The organism is Streptomyces sp. NPDC032721, from assembly GCF_055579625.1.
The window spans coordinates 104728-120496 of the sequence record NZ_JBVIMX010000025.1 but is presented as its reverse complement, the minus strand read 5'-3'; the positions used below and the strand labels follow the sequence as shown (position 1 = coordinate 120496).

12 protein-coding genes are annotated in these 15769 nt (G+C 71.1%); 9 read left to right on the top strand and 3 right to left on the bottom strand.

Annotated features, from left to right (window positions below; all coding sequences use genetic code 11):
• Positions 1-430: 430 nt before the first annotated feature.
• Positions 431-991 carry an NADAR family protein gene (locus tag ACZ5PB_RS37635; RefSeq protein WP_468697592.1) on the bottom strand — a complete coding sequence of 187 codons (561 nt, stop codon included), beginning with the start codon at positions 989-991 and terminating at the stop codon, positions 431-433.
• 207 nt (positions 992-1198) lie between these two features.
• Here ACZ5PB_RS37635 and ACZ5PB_RS37630 point away from each other — a divergent pair, with 207 nt between their 5' ends.
• The 7 genes from ACZ5PB_RS37630 to ACZ5PB_RS37600 all read left to right on the top strand — a co-directional run bounded on the left by ACZ5PB_RS37630 (position 1199) and on the right by ACZ5PB_RS37600 (position 9150).
• On the top strand, positions 1199-2713 hold the full coding sequence (locus ACZ5PB_RS37630; RefSeq protein ID WP_468697590.1) for a gamma-aminobutyraldehyde dehydrogenase: 1515 nt from the start codon (positions 1199-1201) through the stop codon (positions 2711-2713).
• Positions 2714-2759: 46 nt separating this feature from the next.
• Positions 2760-4022, top strand: a complete 1263-nt coding sequence (locus tag ACZ5PB_RS37625) for an ABC transporter substrate-binding protein (RefSeq protein ID WP_468697589.1) — start codon at positions 2760-2762, stop codon at positions 4020-4022.
• A gap of 145 nt (positions 4023-4167) precedes the next feature.
• Entirely contained in the window at positions 4168-5322 is a 1155-nt protein-coding gene (locus tag ACZ5PB_RS37620; RefSeq protein ID WP_468697587.1) for an ABC transporter ATP-binding protein, read from the top strand.
• Positions 5319-6239, top strand: a complete 921-nt coding sequence (locus tag ACZ5PB_RS37615; protein ID WP_468697585.1) for an ABC transporter permease — start codon at positions 5319-5321, stop codon at positions 6237-6239. Before ACZ5PB_RS37620 ends, ACZ5PB_RS37615 begins: the two co-directional genes overlap by 4 nt.
• Positions 6239-7045 carry an ABC transporter permease gene (locus ACZ5PB_RS37610; protein ID WP_468697583.1) on the top strand — a complete coding sequence of 269 codons (807 nt, stop codon included), beginning with the start codon at positions 6239-6241 and terminating at the stop codon, positions 7043-7045. The genes ACZ5PB_RS37615 and ACZ5PB_RS37610 overlap by 1 nt, the downstream gene beginning before the upstream one ends.
• Positions 7046-7079: 34 nt before the next feature.
• Positions 7080-8498, top strand: coding sequence for an NAD(P)/FAD-dependent oxidoreductase (locus ACZ5PB_RS37605; protein ID WP_468697582.1), 1419 nt, complete (start codon positions 7080-7082; stop codon positions 8496-8498).
• A gap of 196 nt (positions 8499-8694) precedes the next feature.
• A complete protein-coding gene (locus ACZ5PB_RS37600; RefSeq protein ID WP_468697580.1) occupies positions 8695-9150 on the top strand; it encodes a hypothetical protein in 456 nt (151 codons plus the stop codon).
• Here ACZ5PB_RS37600 and ACZ5PB_RS37595 read toward each other — a convergent pair.
• Both ACZ5PB_RS37595 and gabT read right to left on the bottom strand, forming a co-directional pair.
• The gene (locus ACZ5PB_RS37595; RefSeq protein ID WP_468697578.1) at positions 9083-9685 is read right to left on the bottom strand and encodes a phosphatase PAP2 family protein; all 603 of its coding nucleotides are present in this window, start codon (positions 9683-9685) and stop codon (positions 9083-9085) included. The genes ACZ5PB_RS37600 and ACZ5PB_RS37595 overlap by 68 nt on opposite strands.
• Before the next feature lie 359 nt (positions 9686-10044).
• Entirely contained in the window at positions 10045-11376 is a 1332-nt protein-coding gene (gabT, locus tag ACZ5PB_RS37590) for a 4-aminobutyrate--2-oxoglutarate transaminase (RefSeq protein WP_468697577.1), read from the bottom strand.
• Between the two features lie 252 nt (positions 11377-11628).
• Here gabT and ACZ5PB_RS37585 point away from each other — a divergent pair, with 252 nt between their 5' ends.
• A complete protein-coding gene (locus ACZ5PB_RS37585) occupies positions 11629-13998 on the top strand; it encodes a type IV secretory system conjugative DNA transfer family protein (RefSeq protein WP_468697576.1) in 2370 nt (789 codons plus the stop codon).
• Between the two features lie 140 nt (positions 13999-14138).
• Positions 14139-15725, top strand: a complete 1587-nt coding sequence (locus ACZ5PB_RS37580; protein ID WP_468697574.1) for a PucR family transcriptional regulator — start codon at positions 14139-14141, stop codon at positions 15723-15725.
• The last annotated feature ends 44 nt before the right edge of the window (positions 15726-15769 follow it).

Below are 15769 nucleotides of genomic sequence, written 5' to 3'. Positions count from 1 at the left end.
GGGGGTCCGCTGCGCGGGGCTTCTCCCCTCCCCGCCCCTTCCCGAACTGGGGCTCCGCCCCAGGCCCCGGCCCGTGCGGCCCGGGCGGGGGTGGGTGGGCTGCCGGCCCGGGGCCTGGGGCAGAGGTGGCGGGCCAGGCCACGGCCGGTGGTCTTGTGCGGGCGGGTTCTTGGCTGGTCGCGCAGTTCCCCGCGCCCCTTGAGTACTCGTAGTTGGGGGCGCGGGGAACTGCGCGAGCAACCCACCCCCACCCGCACATCCGAACCCCCGGCCCCGCGGCCAGCGGTCTAGGGAAGGGGTGGGGAGGGGCATCGCCCGCCGCAGGCGCGACACCGCTGAACGCTTCGAGCGCAGCTGGAAGAAGAGAGGAGGGGCGCCTCCCGGCCCGTCGCAGGTGTGGCACCGTCGGGCGGCGTGGGCGGGGCAGGTTTCAGGGTGTGGTCGTCAGGTGGGTTCTGGCGTCCATCAGGGCGAAGCCCAGCAGGTTCAGGCCCCGCCAGCGGCTCGGGTCCTCCGCTCGGGGGTCGTCCGCGGTCAGGCCGATCCCCCACACCCGGTCCAGCGGACTCGCCTCCACGAGTACGCGGGAGCCGGTTCCCAGCAGGTACGCGCCCAGCTCCTCGTTCTGGCCGAACTTGTGGATGCTGCCCGCCACCACGATCCCGTACCGCTCCCGCTCCCACACCGACTCGTCGAAGCCCCGCACCAGCCGCCCCGCGTTCTTCGCCTCGGCGGGCGTGGCCGCGGAGAGGGCCGCGGCGTGGGCATCCCGGTCCTCGAACAGGGCCGCCTTGCGCGCCATCATCCAGTGCTCCGCCGTCGCGTACCGCACGCCGTCCACCCTGAACGGCGACTCCCACCACTGGCTGAAAACGCTCGGGCCGAGCGTGCCGTCCGGTCGCGGACGGTGACCCCAGAAGTGCAGGAACTTCACTCGTGTCCCGCCGTCGACCCCATTGACCTGCGCCGCAAGCTCCTCGATCTTCCCCATGCATGCGAGTCTGACATCCGCCACTGACAGTCCGTACGGGTATTTCCGCGTCGACTCGACACACGGTCGACCGAATCCGTCGCGTAACCAAAAGGCAACAACGGAATCACTTGTTGGTGGCTTCCTGCTCTGTCAGGATCGGCAATCAAATCAAGCTGGAGCTACGCCGACCCCCGTATGACGGGGTGAGCGGCGGAGGAGAGCGTCATGGGCAACCGCTTCCAGGTGCAGGACCGTTTCGAAGGCGGCGCACAGTACATCGGCGGGCAGTTGCGGCCCGGCACCTCGGGTCGCAGTCACACGGTCGTCAACCCCGCCACGGGCGAGGGGATCTACACCTACGAGCTGGCCGGAAGAGACGACGTCGACGCGGCCGTGGCCGCGGCGAAGGCGGCGTTCCCCGGCTGGTCGGGTGCCACGCCCGGCGAGCGGTCCGACGCCATGCACCGCTTCGCGGCCGTCCTGGCCGAGCAGGCGGAGGACTTCGCGTACGCCGAGTCCCTCCAGTGCGGCAAGCCGATCAAGCTGTCGCGGGAGTTCGACGTACCGGGGACCGTCGACAACGTGGCGTTCTTCGCGGGTGCCGCCCGCCACCTGGAGGGCAGGTCCGCCGGGGAGTACGACGGGGACCACACCTCGTACGTCCGCCGTGAGGCGATCGGTGTCGTCGGGTCGATCGCGCCCTGGAACTACCCGCTCCAGATGGCCGCCTGGAAGGTCCTGCCGGCCGTGGCCGCGGGCAACACCATCGTGCTGAAGCCCGCCGAGCTGACCCCGTTCACCTCGATCATGTTCGCCCAGGCGGCCACCGAGGCCGGTATCCCGGACGGCGTCATCAACATCGTCACGGGCGCGGGCAAGGACGCGGGCGAGCACCTCGTCGGGCATCCCGACGTCGCCATGACCTCCTTCACCGGGTCCACCCCGGTCGGCAAGCGGGTCGCCGAGATCGCCACCTCGACCGTCAAGCGGCTCCACCTGGAGCTGGGCGGCAAGGCCCCGTTCCTCGTCTTCGACGATGCCGACCTGGAGGCGGCGATCCACGGCGCGGTCGCCGGATCGCTCATCAACACCGGCCAGGACTGCACCGCCGCCACGCGCGCGTACGTCCAGCGCCCCCTCTACGACGCCTTCGTCAGCGGCGTCGCCGAGCTCATGGAGTCCGTCCGGCTCGGTGACCCCTTCGCGGAGTCGACCGACCTCGGCCCGCTCATCAGCTTCGCCCAGCGCGACCGCGTCGCCGCCCTCGTCGACCGCGCCCGCGCCTACGCGCGCGTGGTCACCGGCGGCGAGGCCCCGCAGGGCGACCTCAAGGACGGTGCGTACTACCGTCCGACCCTGATCGCCGACGCTCCCCAGGACAGCGAGATCGTCCAGGACGAGATCTTCGGCCCGGTGCTCGTGGTGCTCCCCTTCGACAGCGACGACGAGGGCATCGCGCTCGCCAACGACACCCCGTACGGACTGGCCGCCTCCGCCTGGACGGGCAACGTCTTCCGGGCGAACCGCGCCACCCGTGAGATCAAGGCGGGCTGTGTGTGGGTCAACGACCACATCCCGATCCTCAGCGAGATGCCGCACGGCGGGTACAAGGCCAGCGGCTTCGGCAAGGACATGTCGGCGTACTCCTTCGAGGAGTACACGCAGGTCAAGCACGTCATGTTCGACAACACCGCGGTGGCCCGCAAGGACTGGCACCGCACGATCTTCGGGGACCGATAAAGAGTCCGCGTCACCCGCGGCAACCCACCCGGAAGGGCAATTGCGCATGGAGCAGTTCCAGCACGGGAGACTCTCCGCCGAGCACAGCGGCAACGCGGTGGAGAACGCCCTGCGGCGCAGCATCACGAGCGGCCGGGGTGCTCTCACCCGGCGTTCGCTGCTGCGCGCCGCGGGCGGCGGCGCCCTCGCCCTCGGCGGCATCGGCGCGCTGAGCGCCTGCGGCATCCCGGCCGCCGGCAAGGACAAGCAGGCAGCGGTCTCGGACGACTTCTCGGCCAAGGAGAAGCAGGTCGTCTTCTCCAACTGGACCGAGTACATGGACGTCGGGGAGAACGACAAGGGCTATCCGAGCCTGGAGGCCTTCACCAAGCGCACCGGGATCTCCGTCAAGTACACGGCGGACATCAACGACAACAACGAGTTCTTCGGCAAGATCCAGCAGCAGCTGCACAACGGCCAGCCCATCGGCCGCGACCTCATCTGCGTCACCGACTGGCTGGCCGCCCGGCTGATCCGGCTCGGCTGGGTGCAGAAGCTGGACGCCGCCCACCTGCCGCACGCGTTCGCCAACCTCAGCGCTCAGTTCCGCAGCCCCGTCTGGGACCCCGGCCACGCCTACTCGTACCCCTGGACCGGCATCTCCACGGTCATCGCGTACAACGAGAAGGCCACCGGCGGCCGCAAGGTCGACTCGATCTCGCAGCTGCTGGACGACCCCAGGCTCAAGGGCAAGGTCGGCTTCCTCTCCGAGATGCGCGACACCATCGGGATGACGCTGCTCGACATGGGCAAGGACCCGGCGAAGTTCACCGACGACGACTACGCGGCGGCGATCGCCCGGCTCCAGAAGGGCGTCGACTCCAAGCAGATCCGGCGCTTCACCGGCAACGACTACACCGCCGACCTGGAGAAGGGCGATCTCGCGGCCTGTGTCGCCTGGGCCGGGGACGTCGTACAGCTCCAGGCGGACAACCCGTCCGTGAAGTTCGCGATTCCCAGGGCCGGTTACGTCTTCTCCTCGGACAACCTCCTCGTCCCCGCCAAGGCACGGCACAAGACCAACGCCGAGAAGCTGATCGACTACTACTACGAGCCGGGCCCGGCCGCCCAGCTCGCCGCGTACATCAACTACGTCTGCCCGGTCGACGGCGTGCGCGAGGAACTCGCCAAGCTGGACAAGGCGCTCGCCTCGTCCCCGCTGATCCTCCCGGACAAGGCGATGGCCGCCCAGGCCCACCCCTTCCGGCCGCTGAACGAGGCCGAGGAGAAGGCGTACGAGGAGAAGTTCGCCAAGCTCATCGGTGCCTGAGGTTCAGCTGAGGTAGAGCTGAGGCACCTCTGAGGCACACCCGTAGGCACGCGCGCGTACGCGTACAGGTACGTGCGTGACCGCAGCAGCAACCCCCCCCCACGCATTCCTGCCGTACCCCGACTCCCCCCTGGGACCGCAACCCATGACTACGCAGAAGACCGAAGGCGGCGACGTCCGCCTCGCCGGGATCAGCAAGACGTACGGCTCCTTCACGGCCGTGCACCCGCTCGACCTGACCGTCCCGCAGGGCTCCTTCTTCGCCCTGCTCGGCGCGTCCGGCTGCGGCAAGACGACGACCCTGCGGATGATCGCCGGACTGGAGGAACCCTCCACCGGCACCGTCTCGCTCGGCTCCACCGACGTCACCCACCTCCCGCCGTACAAGCGCCCGGTCAACACCGTCTTCCAGAGCTACGCGCTCTTCCCGCACCTCGACATCACCGAGAACGTCGCCTTCGGGCTGCGCCGGCGCGGCATCAAGTCCGTGAAGAAGCAGGTCGACGAGATGCTGGAGCTGGTCCAGCTCGGCCAGTTCGCCAAGCGCAAGCCGCACCAGCTCTCCGGCGGCCAGCAGCAGCGCGTCGCCGTCGCCCGCGCCCTGATCAACCACCCGCAGGTGCTGCTCCTCGACGAGCCGCTGGGTGCGCTCGACCTCAAGCTGCGCCGTCAGATGCAGCTGGAGCTCAAGCGCATCCAGACCGAGGTCGGCATCACCTTCGTGCACGTCACCCACGACCAGGAGGAGGCCATGACCATGGCCGACCAGGTCGCGGTGATGAACGGCGGCCGGGTCGAGCAGCTCGGCGCCCCCGCCGACCTGTACGAGAACCCGCGCACCACCTTCGTCGCCAACTTCCTCGGCACCTCGAACCTCATCGAGGCCCAGGTCGCCGCGACCACCTCCGACATCACCACGGTGACCTGCGGAGACGCCAAGCTGAAGCTGCCCACGAGCCGATGTCAGGCGCAGACCGCGGCCGGCGACAAGCTCCTGGTGGGCGTACGTCCGGAGAAGGTGTCGATCGTCCACGCGGACGACGCCGCCTCGATCCCCGGGAGCCGCAACCGGCTCACCGGACGCATCCTCGCCTCCAGCTTCATCGGCGTCTCCACCCAGTTCATCGTCAACAGCCCGTCCTGTGCGGACTTCGAGGTGTACGTCCAGAACATCGAGCGGGACGTCCGGCTCACCCCCGGTTCCGAGGTCGTCCTGCACTGGAACCCGGAGCACACCTTCGGCCTCGACGCCGACCAGGCCATCGACGCGGGCGTGCAATCGGTGGAGGACGCCTCGTGACGCTCACCGAAGCCCCGCCCGCCAAGGCGGAGCCCCCCGTGCACAAGACGTCGGCGCGCAAGCGCCTCGTCCCGTACTGGCTGCTGCTGCCCGGCATCGTGTGGCTGCTGGTCTTCTTCGCGCTGCCGCTGGTCTACCAGGCCTCGACCTCCGTCCAGCAGGGTTCGCTGGAGGCCGGCTTCAAGGTCACCTGGCACTTCCAGACCTACTGGGCCGCGCTGTCCGAGTACTGGCCGCAGTTCATCCGCTCGCTGCTGTACGCCGGCACCGCGACGATCCTGTGCCTGCTGCTCGGCTATCCGCTCGCGTACCTCATCGCCTTCAAGGCGGGGCGCTGGCGGAACCTGGTCCTGGTGCTGGTCATCGCACCGTTCTTCACCAGCTTCCTGATCCGTACGCTGGCCTGGAAGACGATCCTGGCCGACGGCGGCCCGGTGGTCGACGTCCTCAACACCCTGCACATCCTGGACATCACCAACTTCCTCGGCTGGACCGAGGGCAGCCGGCTGCTCGCCACCCCGCTCGCGGTGGTCTGCGGTCTCACGTACAACTTCCTGCCCTTCATGATCCTGCCCCTCTACACCTCCCTGGAGCGGATCGACGGCAGGCTGCACGAGGCGGCCGGGGACCTGTACGCGACCCCGGCCACGACCTTCCGGAAGGTGACGTTCCCGCTCTCCATGCCGGGTGTCGTCTCCGGCACGCTGCTGACCTTCATCCCGGCGGCCGGTGACTACGTCAACGCCGAACTGCTGGGCTCGACCGACACCAAGATGGTCGGCTCGGTCATCCAGTCGCAGTTCCTGCGGGTGCTCGACTATCCGACGGCCGCCGCGCTGTCCTTCATCCTGATGGCGATCGTGCTGATCATGGTCACCGTCTACATGCGCAAGTCCGGGACGGAGGACCTCGTCTGATGGCCGTATGGAAGTGGTTCCGACGGAATCTGGTCGTCATCGCGGGGCTGCTGACCCTCGCGTACATGATCCTGCCGAACATCGTCGTGATGGTGTTCTCGTTCAACAAGCCCAACGGGCGCTTCAACTACGCCTGGCAGCAGTTCTCGCTGGATGCCTGGAAGGACCCGTGCGGCGTCGCCGACCTGTGCGGTTCGCTCGCGCTGTCGCTCCAGCTGGCCGCCTGGGCCACGCTCGGCGCGACCCTGCTCGGCACGATGATCGCCTTCGCGCTGGTCCGCTACCGCTTCCGGGCGCGCGGCGCGATCAACTCGCTGATCTTCCTGCCGATGGCGATGCCCGAGGTCGTCATGGCGGCTTCCCTGCTGACGCTCTTCCTCAACATGGGCGCCCCGCTCGGCTTCTGGACCGTACTGATCGCCCACATCATGTTCTGCCTCAGCTTCGTCGTGACCGCCGTGAAGGCACGTGTCATGTCGATGGACCCGAGGCTGGAGGAAGCGGCCCGCGACCTCTACGCCGGCCCTGTCCAGACTTTCGTACGGGTGACCCTGCCGATCGCCGCCCCCGGCATCGCGGCCGGTGCGCTGCTGGCCTTCTCGCTGTCGTTCGACGACTTCATCATCACGAACTTCAACGCGGGCTCGACGGTCACCTTCCCCATGTTCGTGTGGGGCTCCGCGCAGCGCGGCACACCCGTACAAATCAACGTCATTGGTACAGCTATGTTCGTCATCGCCGTACTGGTGGTCCTCGGCGGCCAGCTCATCGCGAGCCGCCGCAAGAACAGCGCATCACCCAAGTAGTTCCCCTCCCGGGGAACCGAAGGAGTTGGAAACCATGGCCCCGGTAGCCATGCGTAGTGCCGCACGATCCCTTTCCGGCGCGAAGCCGCTGTCGTTCTGGCTGGACGACCCCGACCGCCCCGCCCCCGAGCCGTCCCTCACCGGGGACGAGCGCTGCGACCTCCTGGTGATCGGCGGCGGTTACAGCGGTCTGTGGACCGCGCTGATCGCCAAGGAGCGCGACCCGCAGCGCGACGTCGTGCTCATCGAGGCGAGCGAGGTGGGCTGGGCCGCCTCCGGGCGCAACGGCGGTTTCTGCGCCGCGTCCCTCACCCACGGCCTGGGCAACGGCCTCGCCCGCTGGCCCGAGGAGATCGGCAAGCTGGAGGAGCTCGGCGAGCGCAACCTCGACGCCATCGAGGAGGCCGTCGCCAGGTACGGCATCGACTGCGCCTTCGAGCGCACCGGCGAGATCGACGTCGCCACCGAGCCCCACCAGCTCGAAGAGCTCCAGGAGATGTACGAGGAGGCCGCGAAGCTGGGCCTCACCGAGCACGTCGAAATGCTCGATGCCGAGGCCATGCGCGCCGAGGTCGACTCGCCCACCTTCCTGGGCGGCATGTGGGACAAGCGCGGCGTGGCCATGCTCAACCCGGCCCGGCTCGCCTGGGGCCTCAAGCGGGCGTGCCTGGAGCTGGGTGTCCGGATCTACGAGAACACCAAGGGCACCGAGCTCGCCTCGGACGCCCACGGGACCGCCGTACGCACCTCGTACGGCCGGATCTTCGCCCGCCGCGTGGCCCTGGGCACAAACGTTTTTCCGTCGCTGGTGAAGCGGCTGCGGCACTTCACCGTGCCGGTCTACGACTACGCCCTGATGACCGAGCCGCTCAGCGAGGAGCAGCTCGCCTCCATCGGCTGGAAGAACCGGGCGGGCCTGGGCGACAGCGCCAACCAGTTCCACTACTTCCGCATCTCCGAGGACAACCGCATCCTGTGGGGCGGCTACGACGCGGTCTACCACTACGGCGGCAAGCTGAGCGCCGAGCTGGACCACCGCCCGGAGACCTACCTCAAGCTGGCCGAGCACTTCTTCACCTGCTTCCCGCAGCTGGAGGGCCTGCGCTTCACGCACGCGTGGGGCGGCGCGATCGACACCTGCACCCGCTTCTCCGCCTTCTTCGGCACCGCGCACGCGGGCAAGGTCGCCTACGCGGCCGGCTACACCGGCCTCGGCGTCGGCGCGACCCGCTTCGGCGCGGAGGTCATGCTCGACCTCCTCGACGGGGAGAAGACCGAGCGGACCGAGCTGGAGATGGTGCGCAGCAAGCCGCTGCCGTTCCCGCCCGAGCCGGTCGCCTGGGCGGGCATCGAGATCACCAAGCGCTCGATGGCCCGCGCCGACGACAACGGCGGCAGGCGCAACATCTGGCTCAAGACGATGGACAAGCTGGGCCTGGGCTTCGACAGCTGAGCCCCGCTCCCTGCGTCCTGCGGACGTCAGTGCGCCCCTGGTGAAGCCGGGGGCGCACAACCACGATCATGCTGTGACGCGGCTCACCACCGAAAAGTGCTGAAACCCGCGTCATGATCGCGCCCGGCCTCCCTCTCTCCCGTGTACGCACCGATTCGGTGCACGGCGAAAACGGGAACGAAGGAGGCCGAGCGCGATGGTTGGCTCGGAAACGAAGACCGCGGTGGAGTGGCTGGTCTCGGTGGCACCGGACCCCGACGCGTGCCGTTGGGAGTGGGAGCGCAATCCCCTGGGTGTCGCCCTGCTCCCGGCCGGCCGCCGCTGGGACGTCCTGATCCTGTCCGGCGAACTCGGCTACCCCACCCTCGACGTGCTGGCCCGGCTGGTGGACCGCCCCGGTCCGGTCCTCGCCGACTTCGGCGACTCCCGGATGGGCTTCTTCGTCCCCGCGGGCACCGCCGCCCGCTGGCTGGGTACGGGGGTGCGCAGCGCGGGCAACGGCACCTGGATCGTCGTGCCCTACCCGGGCCGCGCCACCACCGGCGGCGTCCGCTGGCTGGTCACCCCGGACGGCCGGGGCACCCTCACGGACCCGGCGCTCCTCGAACTCGCGATGCACGAGGCGGCGAGCCGGATGGCGGCCGACGACTGAGCCACCACAGCGGTGCCAGCAGCAGCACGCCCAGGCACCAGCTGGCGGCGACGTCCAACGGCCAGTGATAGCCCCGCAGCACGAGCCCGATGCCGGTTCCCGCACAGAGCGCCAGCGCGACGGGCACCGCCCACCGGCCACGTACCCACGCCCCTGCCAGCAGAGCGGCCCCGCAGTACGCGACGGCCGCCGTCGCGGCATGCCCGGAGGGGAAGTAGCCGCTCGCCGTCGGATCGAGCGGCGCGGGCCTGCCGATCAGGGACTTGAGCGGTACGACGACGGCCGGGACCAGCACCATCGCCGCGACGGCCGCCGCCACCGGCAGCCGTCGCCCGCGCCACAGCGCGTACCCGCACGCCACCGCCAGGACCGGCAGCGCGACCTGTGTGTTGCCCAGGTCGGCCAGGAACTCGGTCAGCGGGAGCGGCCCCCGGCCGACGGCGGCACGGCTCAGCCGCTCGTCCAGGTGCGACAGCGGGCCCTGGACCACGACCTGCCAGGTGATCAGCGCGAACAGCAGCGCGGCGGCGGTCACGGTGAGGACGAACGGCAGCGGAAATGCCGACTGCCCCGGAGCAGGGGGGGTGGCTCCGGGGCAGTCGGTCGGACCGGAGGGTCGGACGCCCCGGGGGGTGTGGGGCGTCACGCCGTCCGATCGGGGAGGAGATCCGGAGCCCGAGGCCCCGGTGCTGTGCGCGAAGGCACGACCAGGTCGAAGCCGGGAAAGCGTCGTCCTGGTCCCGCCCGCAGTCACCTGCGGACGGGGTGTTTCTCTCATCTGCCAGGAACCGTACGGCAGGAAGGAGGGGGCCGACAGCGGGACTGCGATCCCGCCATTGGCCCCCCACAGGTTCTTCACAGCGCCAGTCTGCCCCAGTCGCCCGGGGCCCGCGATCAGACCCCCGCGAACGCCGCTTCGAGGATGTCCAGGCCCTCGTTGAGGAGGTCCTCGCCGATCACCAGCGGCGGCAGGAAGCGCAGCACGTTGCCGTAGGTGCCACAGGTCAGGACCAGCAGGCCCTCCTGGTGGCAGGCCTTGGCGAGGGCGGCGGCGGCCGTCGGGTTCGGGTTCTTCGTGCCCGACTCGACCAGCTCGATGGCGATCATGGCGCCCCGCCCCCGGATGTCGCCGACGATGTCGAACTTCTCCTGGATGGCGGCCAGCCGGCCCTTCATGACCTCCTCGATGCGCTTGGCCCTGCCGTTGAGGTCGAGCTCCTTCATCGTCTCGATGGCGCCGAGCGCGGCGGCGCAGGCCACCGGGTTGCCGCCGTAGGTGCCGCCGAGGCCGCCGGAGTGCGGGGCGTCCATGATCTCGGCGCGGCCCGTGACGGCGGCGAGCGGCAGACCGCCCGCGATGCCCTTGGCGGTGGTGATCAGGTCCGGGACGACGTTCTCGTCCTCGCAGGCGAACCACTGGCCGGTGCGGCAGAAGCCGGACTGGATCTCGTCCGCGACGAAGACGATCCCGTTGTCCTTGGCGAACTGGCTGATGGCGGGCAGGAAGCCCTTGGCCGGCTCGATGAAGCCGCCCTCGCCGAGCACCGGCTCGATGATGATCGCGGCGACGTTCTCCGCCCCGACCTGCTTGTTGATCATGTCGATGGCCTGGGCGGACGCCTCGGCACCGGCGTTGTCCGGGCCGGTCGGCCAGCGGTAGCCGTACGCGACCGGGACGCGGTAGACCTCGGGGGCGAACGGACCGAAGCCCTGCTTGTACGGCATGTTCTTGGCGGTCAGCGCCATCGTCAGGTTGGTGCGGCCGTGGTAGCCGTGGTCGAAGACGACGACGGCCTGGCGCTTGGTGTACGCACGGGCGATCTTGACGGCGTTCTCGACGGCCTCGGCGCCCGAGTTGAACAGCGCGGACTTCTTGGCGTGGTCACCCGGCGTCAGCTCCGCGAGCTGCTCGCAGACCTCGACGTAACCCTCGTACGGCGTGACCATGAAACAGGTGTGCGTGAAGTCCTGGAGCTGGGCGGAGGCCCGGCGCACCACGGCCTCGGCGGACGCGCCGACCGAGGTCACGGCGATGCCGGAACCGAAGTCGATCAGACGGTTGCCGTCGACGTCCTCGACGATGCCGCCACCGGCGCGCGTCGTGAACACCGGAAGGACGGAACCCACCCCGCCGGCCACCGTGGCCGTACGGCGGGCCTGGAGCTCCTGCGACTTCGGGCCGGGAATGGCGGTGACGATGCGGCGCTCCTGCGGAACTGCGCTCATGAGGGGCTCCTCGGGGTGGGGCTCTGGCTCGCACCAGGGGGCGAAACGGACGCTTTGGCTACCTCGCAGGCTAGGGGCGGCGCCCTCGCGTGGGCATGTTCCGTCTCGGAGAAGTCCGGGTGCCGGCTTGTCCGGTACGGACATAGCGGGCTCACGGCTCCGGCAACCCTGCACGCGCGCGTGCGGCCACTAGATTGTGGGGCTGTACGGAAGTCCGTACAGCCAGCGGTTCGTGGGGACGAGGGGCAGCACATGAACACCGGTGACAGGCACGACGCCGCGCACACCACCCGTGCGGGAGCGGTGCCCAGGCCCGCCGGACCGCCGCCCCCCAACCTGCCGCCCCTGCCCGCCCACGCGCCGCCCGCCGCCGCCCCGCTGTCCCGGCTGGAGGACTGGCTGAAGACGCCGCGGCCCGCAGCCGAGCCCGGGTACTGGCGCTACGCGCACGTGCCGCGACCGGAACGGCCCGCCGAGGAGGGCGTCACCGACCGCTCCCTGCTCATCGGTGCCGTGGTGTCCCTGCTGTCCGGGCTGCTGATCTGGTCGCTCTGGTGGAACAACTACATCCCGTACTGGCTGGTCCCGATGAAGCTGGTGACGCCCGGCGAGTGGTGGAACCCCGGGATGTACGGCGGCCCCAGGACGCAGGAGGCCGCCGACGGCGTGGTCGTCTACACCGGGCTCTTCGGGGCGCTCCTGGTGTACTGGTTCGGCCGGCTCGGCAACTGGGCCGAGGTCTTCCGGCGCTTCGTCCGCAGCCGCGAGCAGCCGTACCGCGCCCTGACCGCCGCCTCGCTCGCCTTCCTGGTGCAGGTCCTGGTCTGGACCCGCAACGTGCCCCTCATCGACTCCGTCTTCACCCTGCTCCCCAAGTCCTGGATCGCCGGCGGCGACCGCCTGCTCTCCACGCTCGTCAGCTACGGCGCCTACGGGCTGATCGTCGTCGGCCTGCTCTGGCCGTTCGCCCGGATGGGCGGCTGGGGCAGCGTGGTGCGCGAGCTCCGCGACAAGCGCCCGCGTCCGGACCCCGTCACCCCCGCCCACCCCACCGCCGACCCCGCCCGCTGGCCCGAACTGCGGGCCGCGGGCGAGGCAGAGGCCGCGAACCGGCTCACCGCGGAGGTGCGCGGCGGACAGATGGGCGACGTCGACCTCGTACGCATCAACACCGCATGGAAGGCCGTCGGGCAGGACCCCGAACGCCGCCGCGTCTTCGCCGCCACCGTCCTGCGCGACGGCGCCGCCGCCTTCACCCACCCCTCCGGCGCCCGCGACCTGCCCCGCCGCACCGCCACCCACGACCTGCTCGCCTCCCAGGTGCGGATCGGCCACTACGTCGACGGCGACCCCAACCCGTACCGGCGCGGCGGCGCGGGCACCGCACTCGAACCCGCCGTCCTCGGTACGTCGCTGCTGGCCGTCGGCCCGCCCGGCGCGGGCAAGACCCGGCGGCTCACCGTCCCGGTCGTCGAATCCCTCGCCCTCCAGGCGCTCGCCGGGAAGTGCAGCGTGCTCGCGGTCTGCGCGGCCGGGACACCGCTCGCCGACGACGAGGCGTACGACGTCGTCGTGAAGATCGGCGACAGTGCCTCGGTCCACGACCTCGACCTGTACGGCGGGGTGAGCGACGCGGAGACCGCCGCCGCCGTCCTCGCCGAGGGCCTGGTCGGCGACCTCGACGCGGTCGACACCGGCCGCGCCGCGACCGCGCTCGCCCAGCTCGTCGGCCCCTTCCACGCGGTGCACGGCCGCTTCCCCGCCGTACCCGAGCTGTACGAACTGCTGCGCGGCGACCCGGCCGCGCTCCAGGCCCTCACCGACCGGCTCGCGGCGGCCGGGCAGGGCGCGCTGGAACGCGACCTCACTGCCCGGATGCGGCAGATGGGTACCGCCGCCGACCCCTGCCCGGCCCTCGCCGACCGGCTGGCCCTGCTGGACCGGCCCGCCTTCGCCGACTTCTTCGACACCCGTCAGAGTGCCCGCCCGTTCTCGCTGCGCGCCCTCCAGCACCACCCCATGCGGGTCCGCGTCGAACTGCCCGAACGCGGGCACGCGGAGGCGTCGCGGCTGCTGGCGCGGCTGATCCTGGCCCAGTTCCTGGCGGCGGTGACGCTCCGCACGGACCGTGCCCTCTTCAGCTGTCTGGTGCTCGACGACGCGACGGCGACGCTCACCGCCGAGACGGTACGGGGCATCAGCAGGCTCCGCTCGGCCAACGCGGGCGTCGTGCTGAGCCTGCGTACCGTCGACGACGTACCCGAGGCCCTGCACATCCCGCTGCTCGGCGCGGTCGGCTGCCACATGGCGTTCTCCGGGGTCACCACCTGGGACGGGCGGCGCTTCACCGAGGCGTGGGGGACGGAGTGGGTGGAGACCAAGGAGGTCGCCCAGCACACCGTCTTCGCCAACCAGCCGCTGACCCGGGCACTGCACGCGCTGCGCAAGATGGTCACCGGCAAGGCGGTCGTCACCAGCGCGGTCACCATCAAGAAGGTGGAACGCGAACGCTGGTCCGCCTCCGAGCTGGCCCGCGGGGTGCCCGCCGGGCACGCGGTGCTGTCGCTGACCACGGTGCGCGGGGAGCACGCGCCGCCGCTGCTGGTGGACCTGCGGGACTGAGCGGGGGCACGCCTTGGGTACGTCCTGGCAGAATTGGGGGAGCCGTTCGTACGGGACGGCGAAGTTTCCGCCCGCTCCCGCACTGCCCGCCGCTGTCCGCCCGCCGCTGTCCCGCCCACTGCCGAAGGTCGCACCCCCTGATGCCGCCCACGCTCGCCTCCCTCGTCCACCACTCCGCGCTCAAGCTCGTCGTGCGCGCGGGGGAGGACCGGCTGGAGACGCCGGTGCGCTGGGCGCACGTCAGCGAACTCGCCGACCCCGTCCCCTACATGGAGGGCGGCGAACTCCTCCTCATCACCGCGATGAAGCTGGACGCCGAGGACCGGGACGCGATGCGCCGGTACGTGCGCAGGCTGGCCGGGGCGGGCGTGGTGGGGCTGGGCTTCGCGGTGGGCGTCTCGTACGAGGAGATCCCGCAGGCCCTGCTGGCCGCGGCCAAGGAGGAGAACCTGCCGCTCCTCGAAGTGCCGCGCCGGACCCCCTTCCTGGCGATCTCCAAGGCGGTCTCGGCCGCCATCGCCGCCGACCAGTACCGAGCGGTGACCGCGGGCTTCGAGGCCCAGCGCGAACTGACCAAGGCCGCGCTGGCCGGTCCCGCCGAGCTCGTCGCCCGGCTGGCCGCGCACGTGGACGGCTGGGCCGCCGTCTACGACGCCTCCGGCGCGGTCGTCGCCGCCGCACCCGACTGGGCCGGCCGCCGGGCCACCCGCCTCGCCGAGGACGTGGAACGCCTCCGGCTGCGCCCCGCCCCCGCCAGCGCGGTGGTCGGCGGCACCGAGGACCGCGTCGAACTCCAGTCGCTGGGCGCCGGACGCCGCGCACGCGGTGCCCTCGCGGTCGGCACGGCGGCCCCGCTGGGCACGGCCGAGCGCTACGCCGTCCACTCCGCCATCGCCCTCCTCACCCTCACCACGGAACGCACCCGCGCCCTCCAGGCCGCCGAGGCGCGGCTCGGCGCTGCCGTGCTGCGGATGCTCCTCGCAGGCGAGCCGGACCACGCGCGGGCGGTCGCCGGGGACCTCTACGGAGGCCTGCTCGACGCCCCCTTCCGGCTCCTCATCGCCGAGGCGGCGGGCGAGGGCACGAACGGCGTGGAGTGCCTCCAGGCCCTGGTCGACGCACTCGAATCCGCGGCGGCCCGGGCGAACGAGGCGATCCTCGTCGTACCGGACGGCGTACGGGTGGTGATCCTCGCGGCCGACGGCGGCGCGGCGGCGGCCGCGTGCGCGGAGCATACGGAGGCGGCGGTACGCGGCGGGGGAGCGGCCCGCCCGATGGAATCGGCCGAGGAGGACGACCTGGTGGTGGGCCTGTCCGCCCCGGCGGGCCCGATCGCCGCCGCCACCGCCTTCAAACAGGCGGAACAGGCCCTCTCGGTGGCCCGCCGCCGGGGCCGCACCCTCGTCGAGCACGAGGAACTGGCCAACGGCTCCGTCCTGCCCCTCCTCGCCGACGACGCCGTCCGCGCCTTCGCCGACGGCATGCTGCGCGCCCTCCACGACCACGACGCCACGGGCCGCGGCGACCTGGTCGCCTCCCTCCGCGCCTGGCTCTCCCGGCACGGCCAGTGGGACGCGGCGGCGGCCCAGCTCGGCGTGCACCGGCACACGCTGCGGTACCGGATGCGCCGGGTCGAGGAGATCCTCGGACGCTCCCTGGACGACCCGGACGTACGGATGGAACTCTGGCTGGCCCTGAAGGCGACTTCGACGGCGACGGGGGAGTAGGGGCGGGGCAGCAGGACCGGCCCGCCCGTGCCACCTGCGGCCTG

Coding starts and splice junctions, on each gene's coding strand:
- ACZ5PB_RS37635 (WP_468697592.1), bottom strand. CDS start 991: ATGGGGAAGATCGAGGAGCTTGCGGCGCAGGTCAATGGGGTCGACGGC.
- ACZ5PB_RS37630 (WP_468697590.1), top strand. CDS start 1,199: ATGGGCAACCGCTTCCAGGTGCAGGACCGTTTCGAAGGCGGCGCACAG.
- ACZ5PB_RS37625 (WP_468697589.1), top strand. CDS start 2,760: ATGGAGCAGTTCCAGCACGGGAGACTCTCCGCCGAGCACAGCGGCAAC.
- ACZ5PB_RS37620 (WP_468697587.1), top strand. CDS start 4,168: ATGACTACGCAGAAGACCGAAGGCGGCGACGTCCGCCTCGCCGGGATC.
- ACZ5PB_RS37610 (WP_468697583.1), top strand. CDS start 6,239: ATGGCCGTATGGAAGTGGTTCCGACGGAATCTGGTCGTCATCGCGGGG.
- ACZ5PB_RS37605 (WP_468697582.1), top strand. CDS start 7,080: ATGGCCCCGGTAGCCATGCGTAGTGCCGCACGATCCCTTTCCGGCGCG.
- ACZ5PB_RS37600 (WP_468697580.1), top strand. CDS start 8,695: ATGGTTGGCTCGGAAACGAAGACCGCGGTGGAGTGGCTGGTCTCGGTG.
- gabT (WP_468697577.1), bottom strand. CDS start 11,376: ATGAGCGCAGTTCCGCAGGAGCGCCGCATCGTCACCGCCATTCCCGGC.
- ACZ5PB_RS37585 (WP_468697576.1), top strand. CDS start 11,629: ATGAACACCGGTGACAGGCACGACGCCGCGCACACCACCCGTGCGGGA.
- ACZ5PB_RS37580 (WP_468697574.1), top strand. CDS start 14,139: ATGCCGCCCACGCTCGCCTCCCTCGTCCACCACTCCGCGCTCAAGCTC.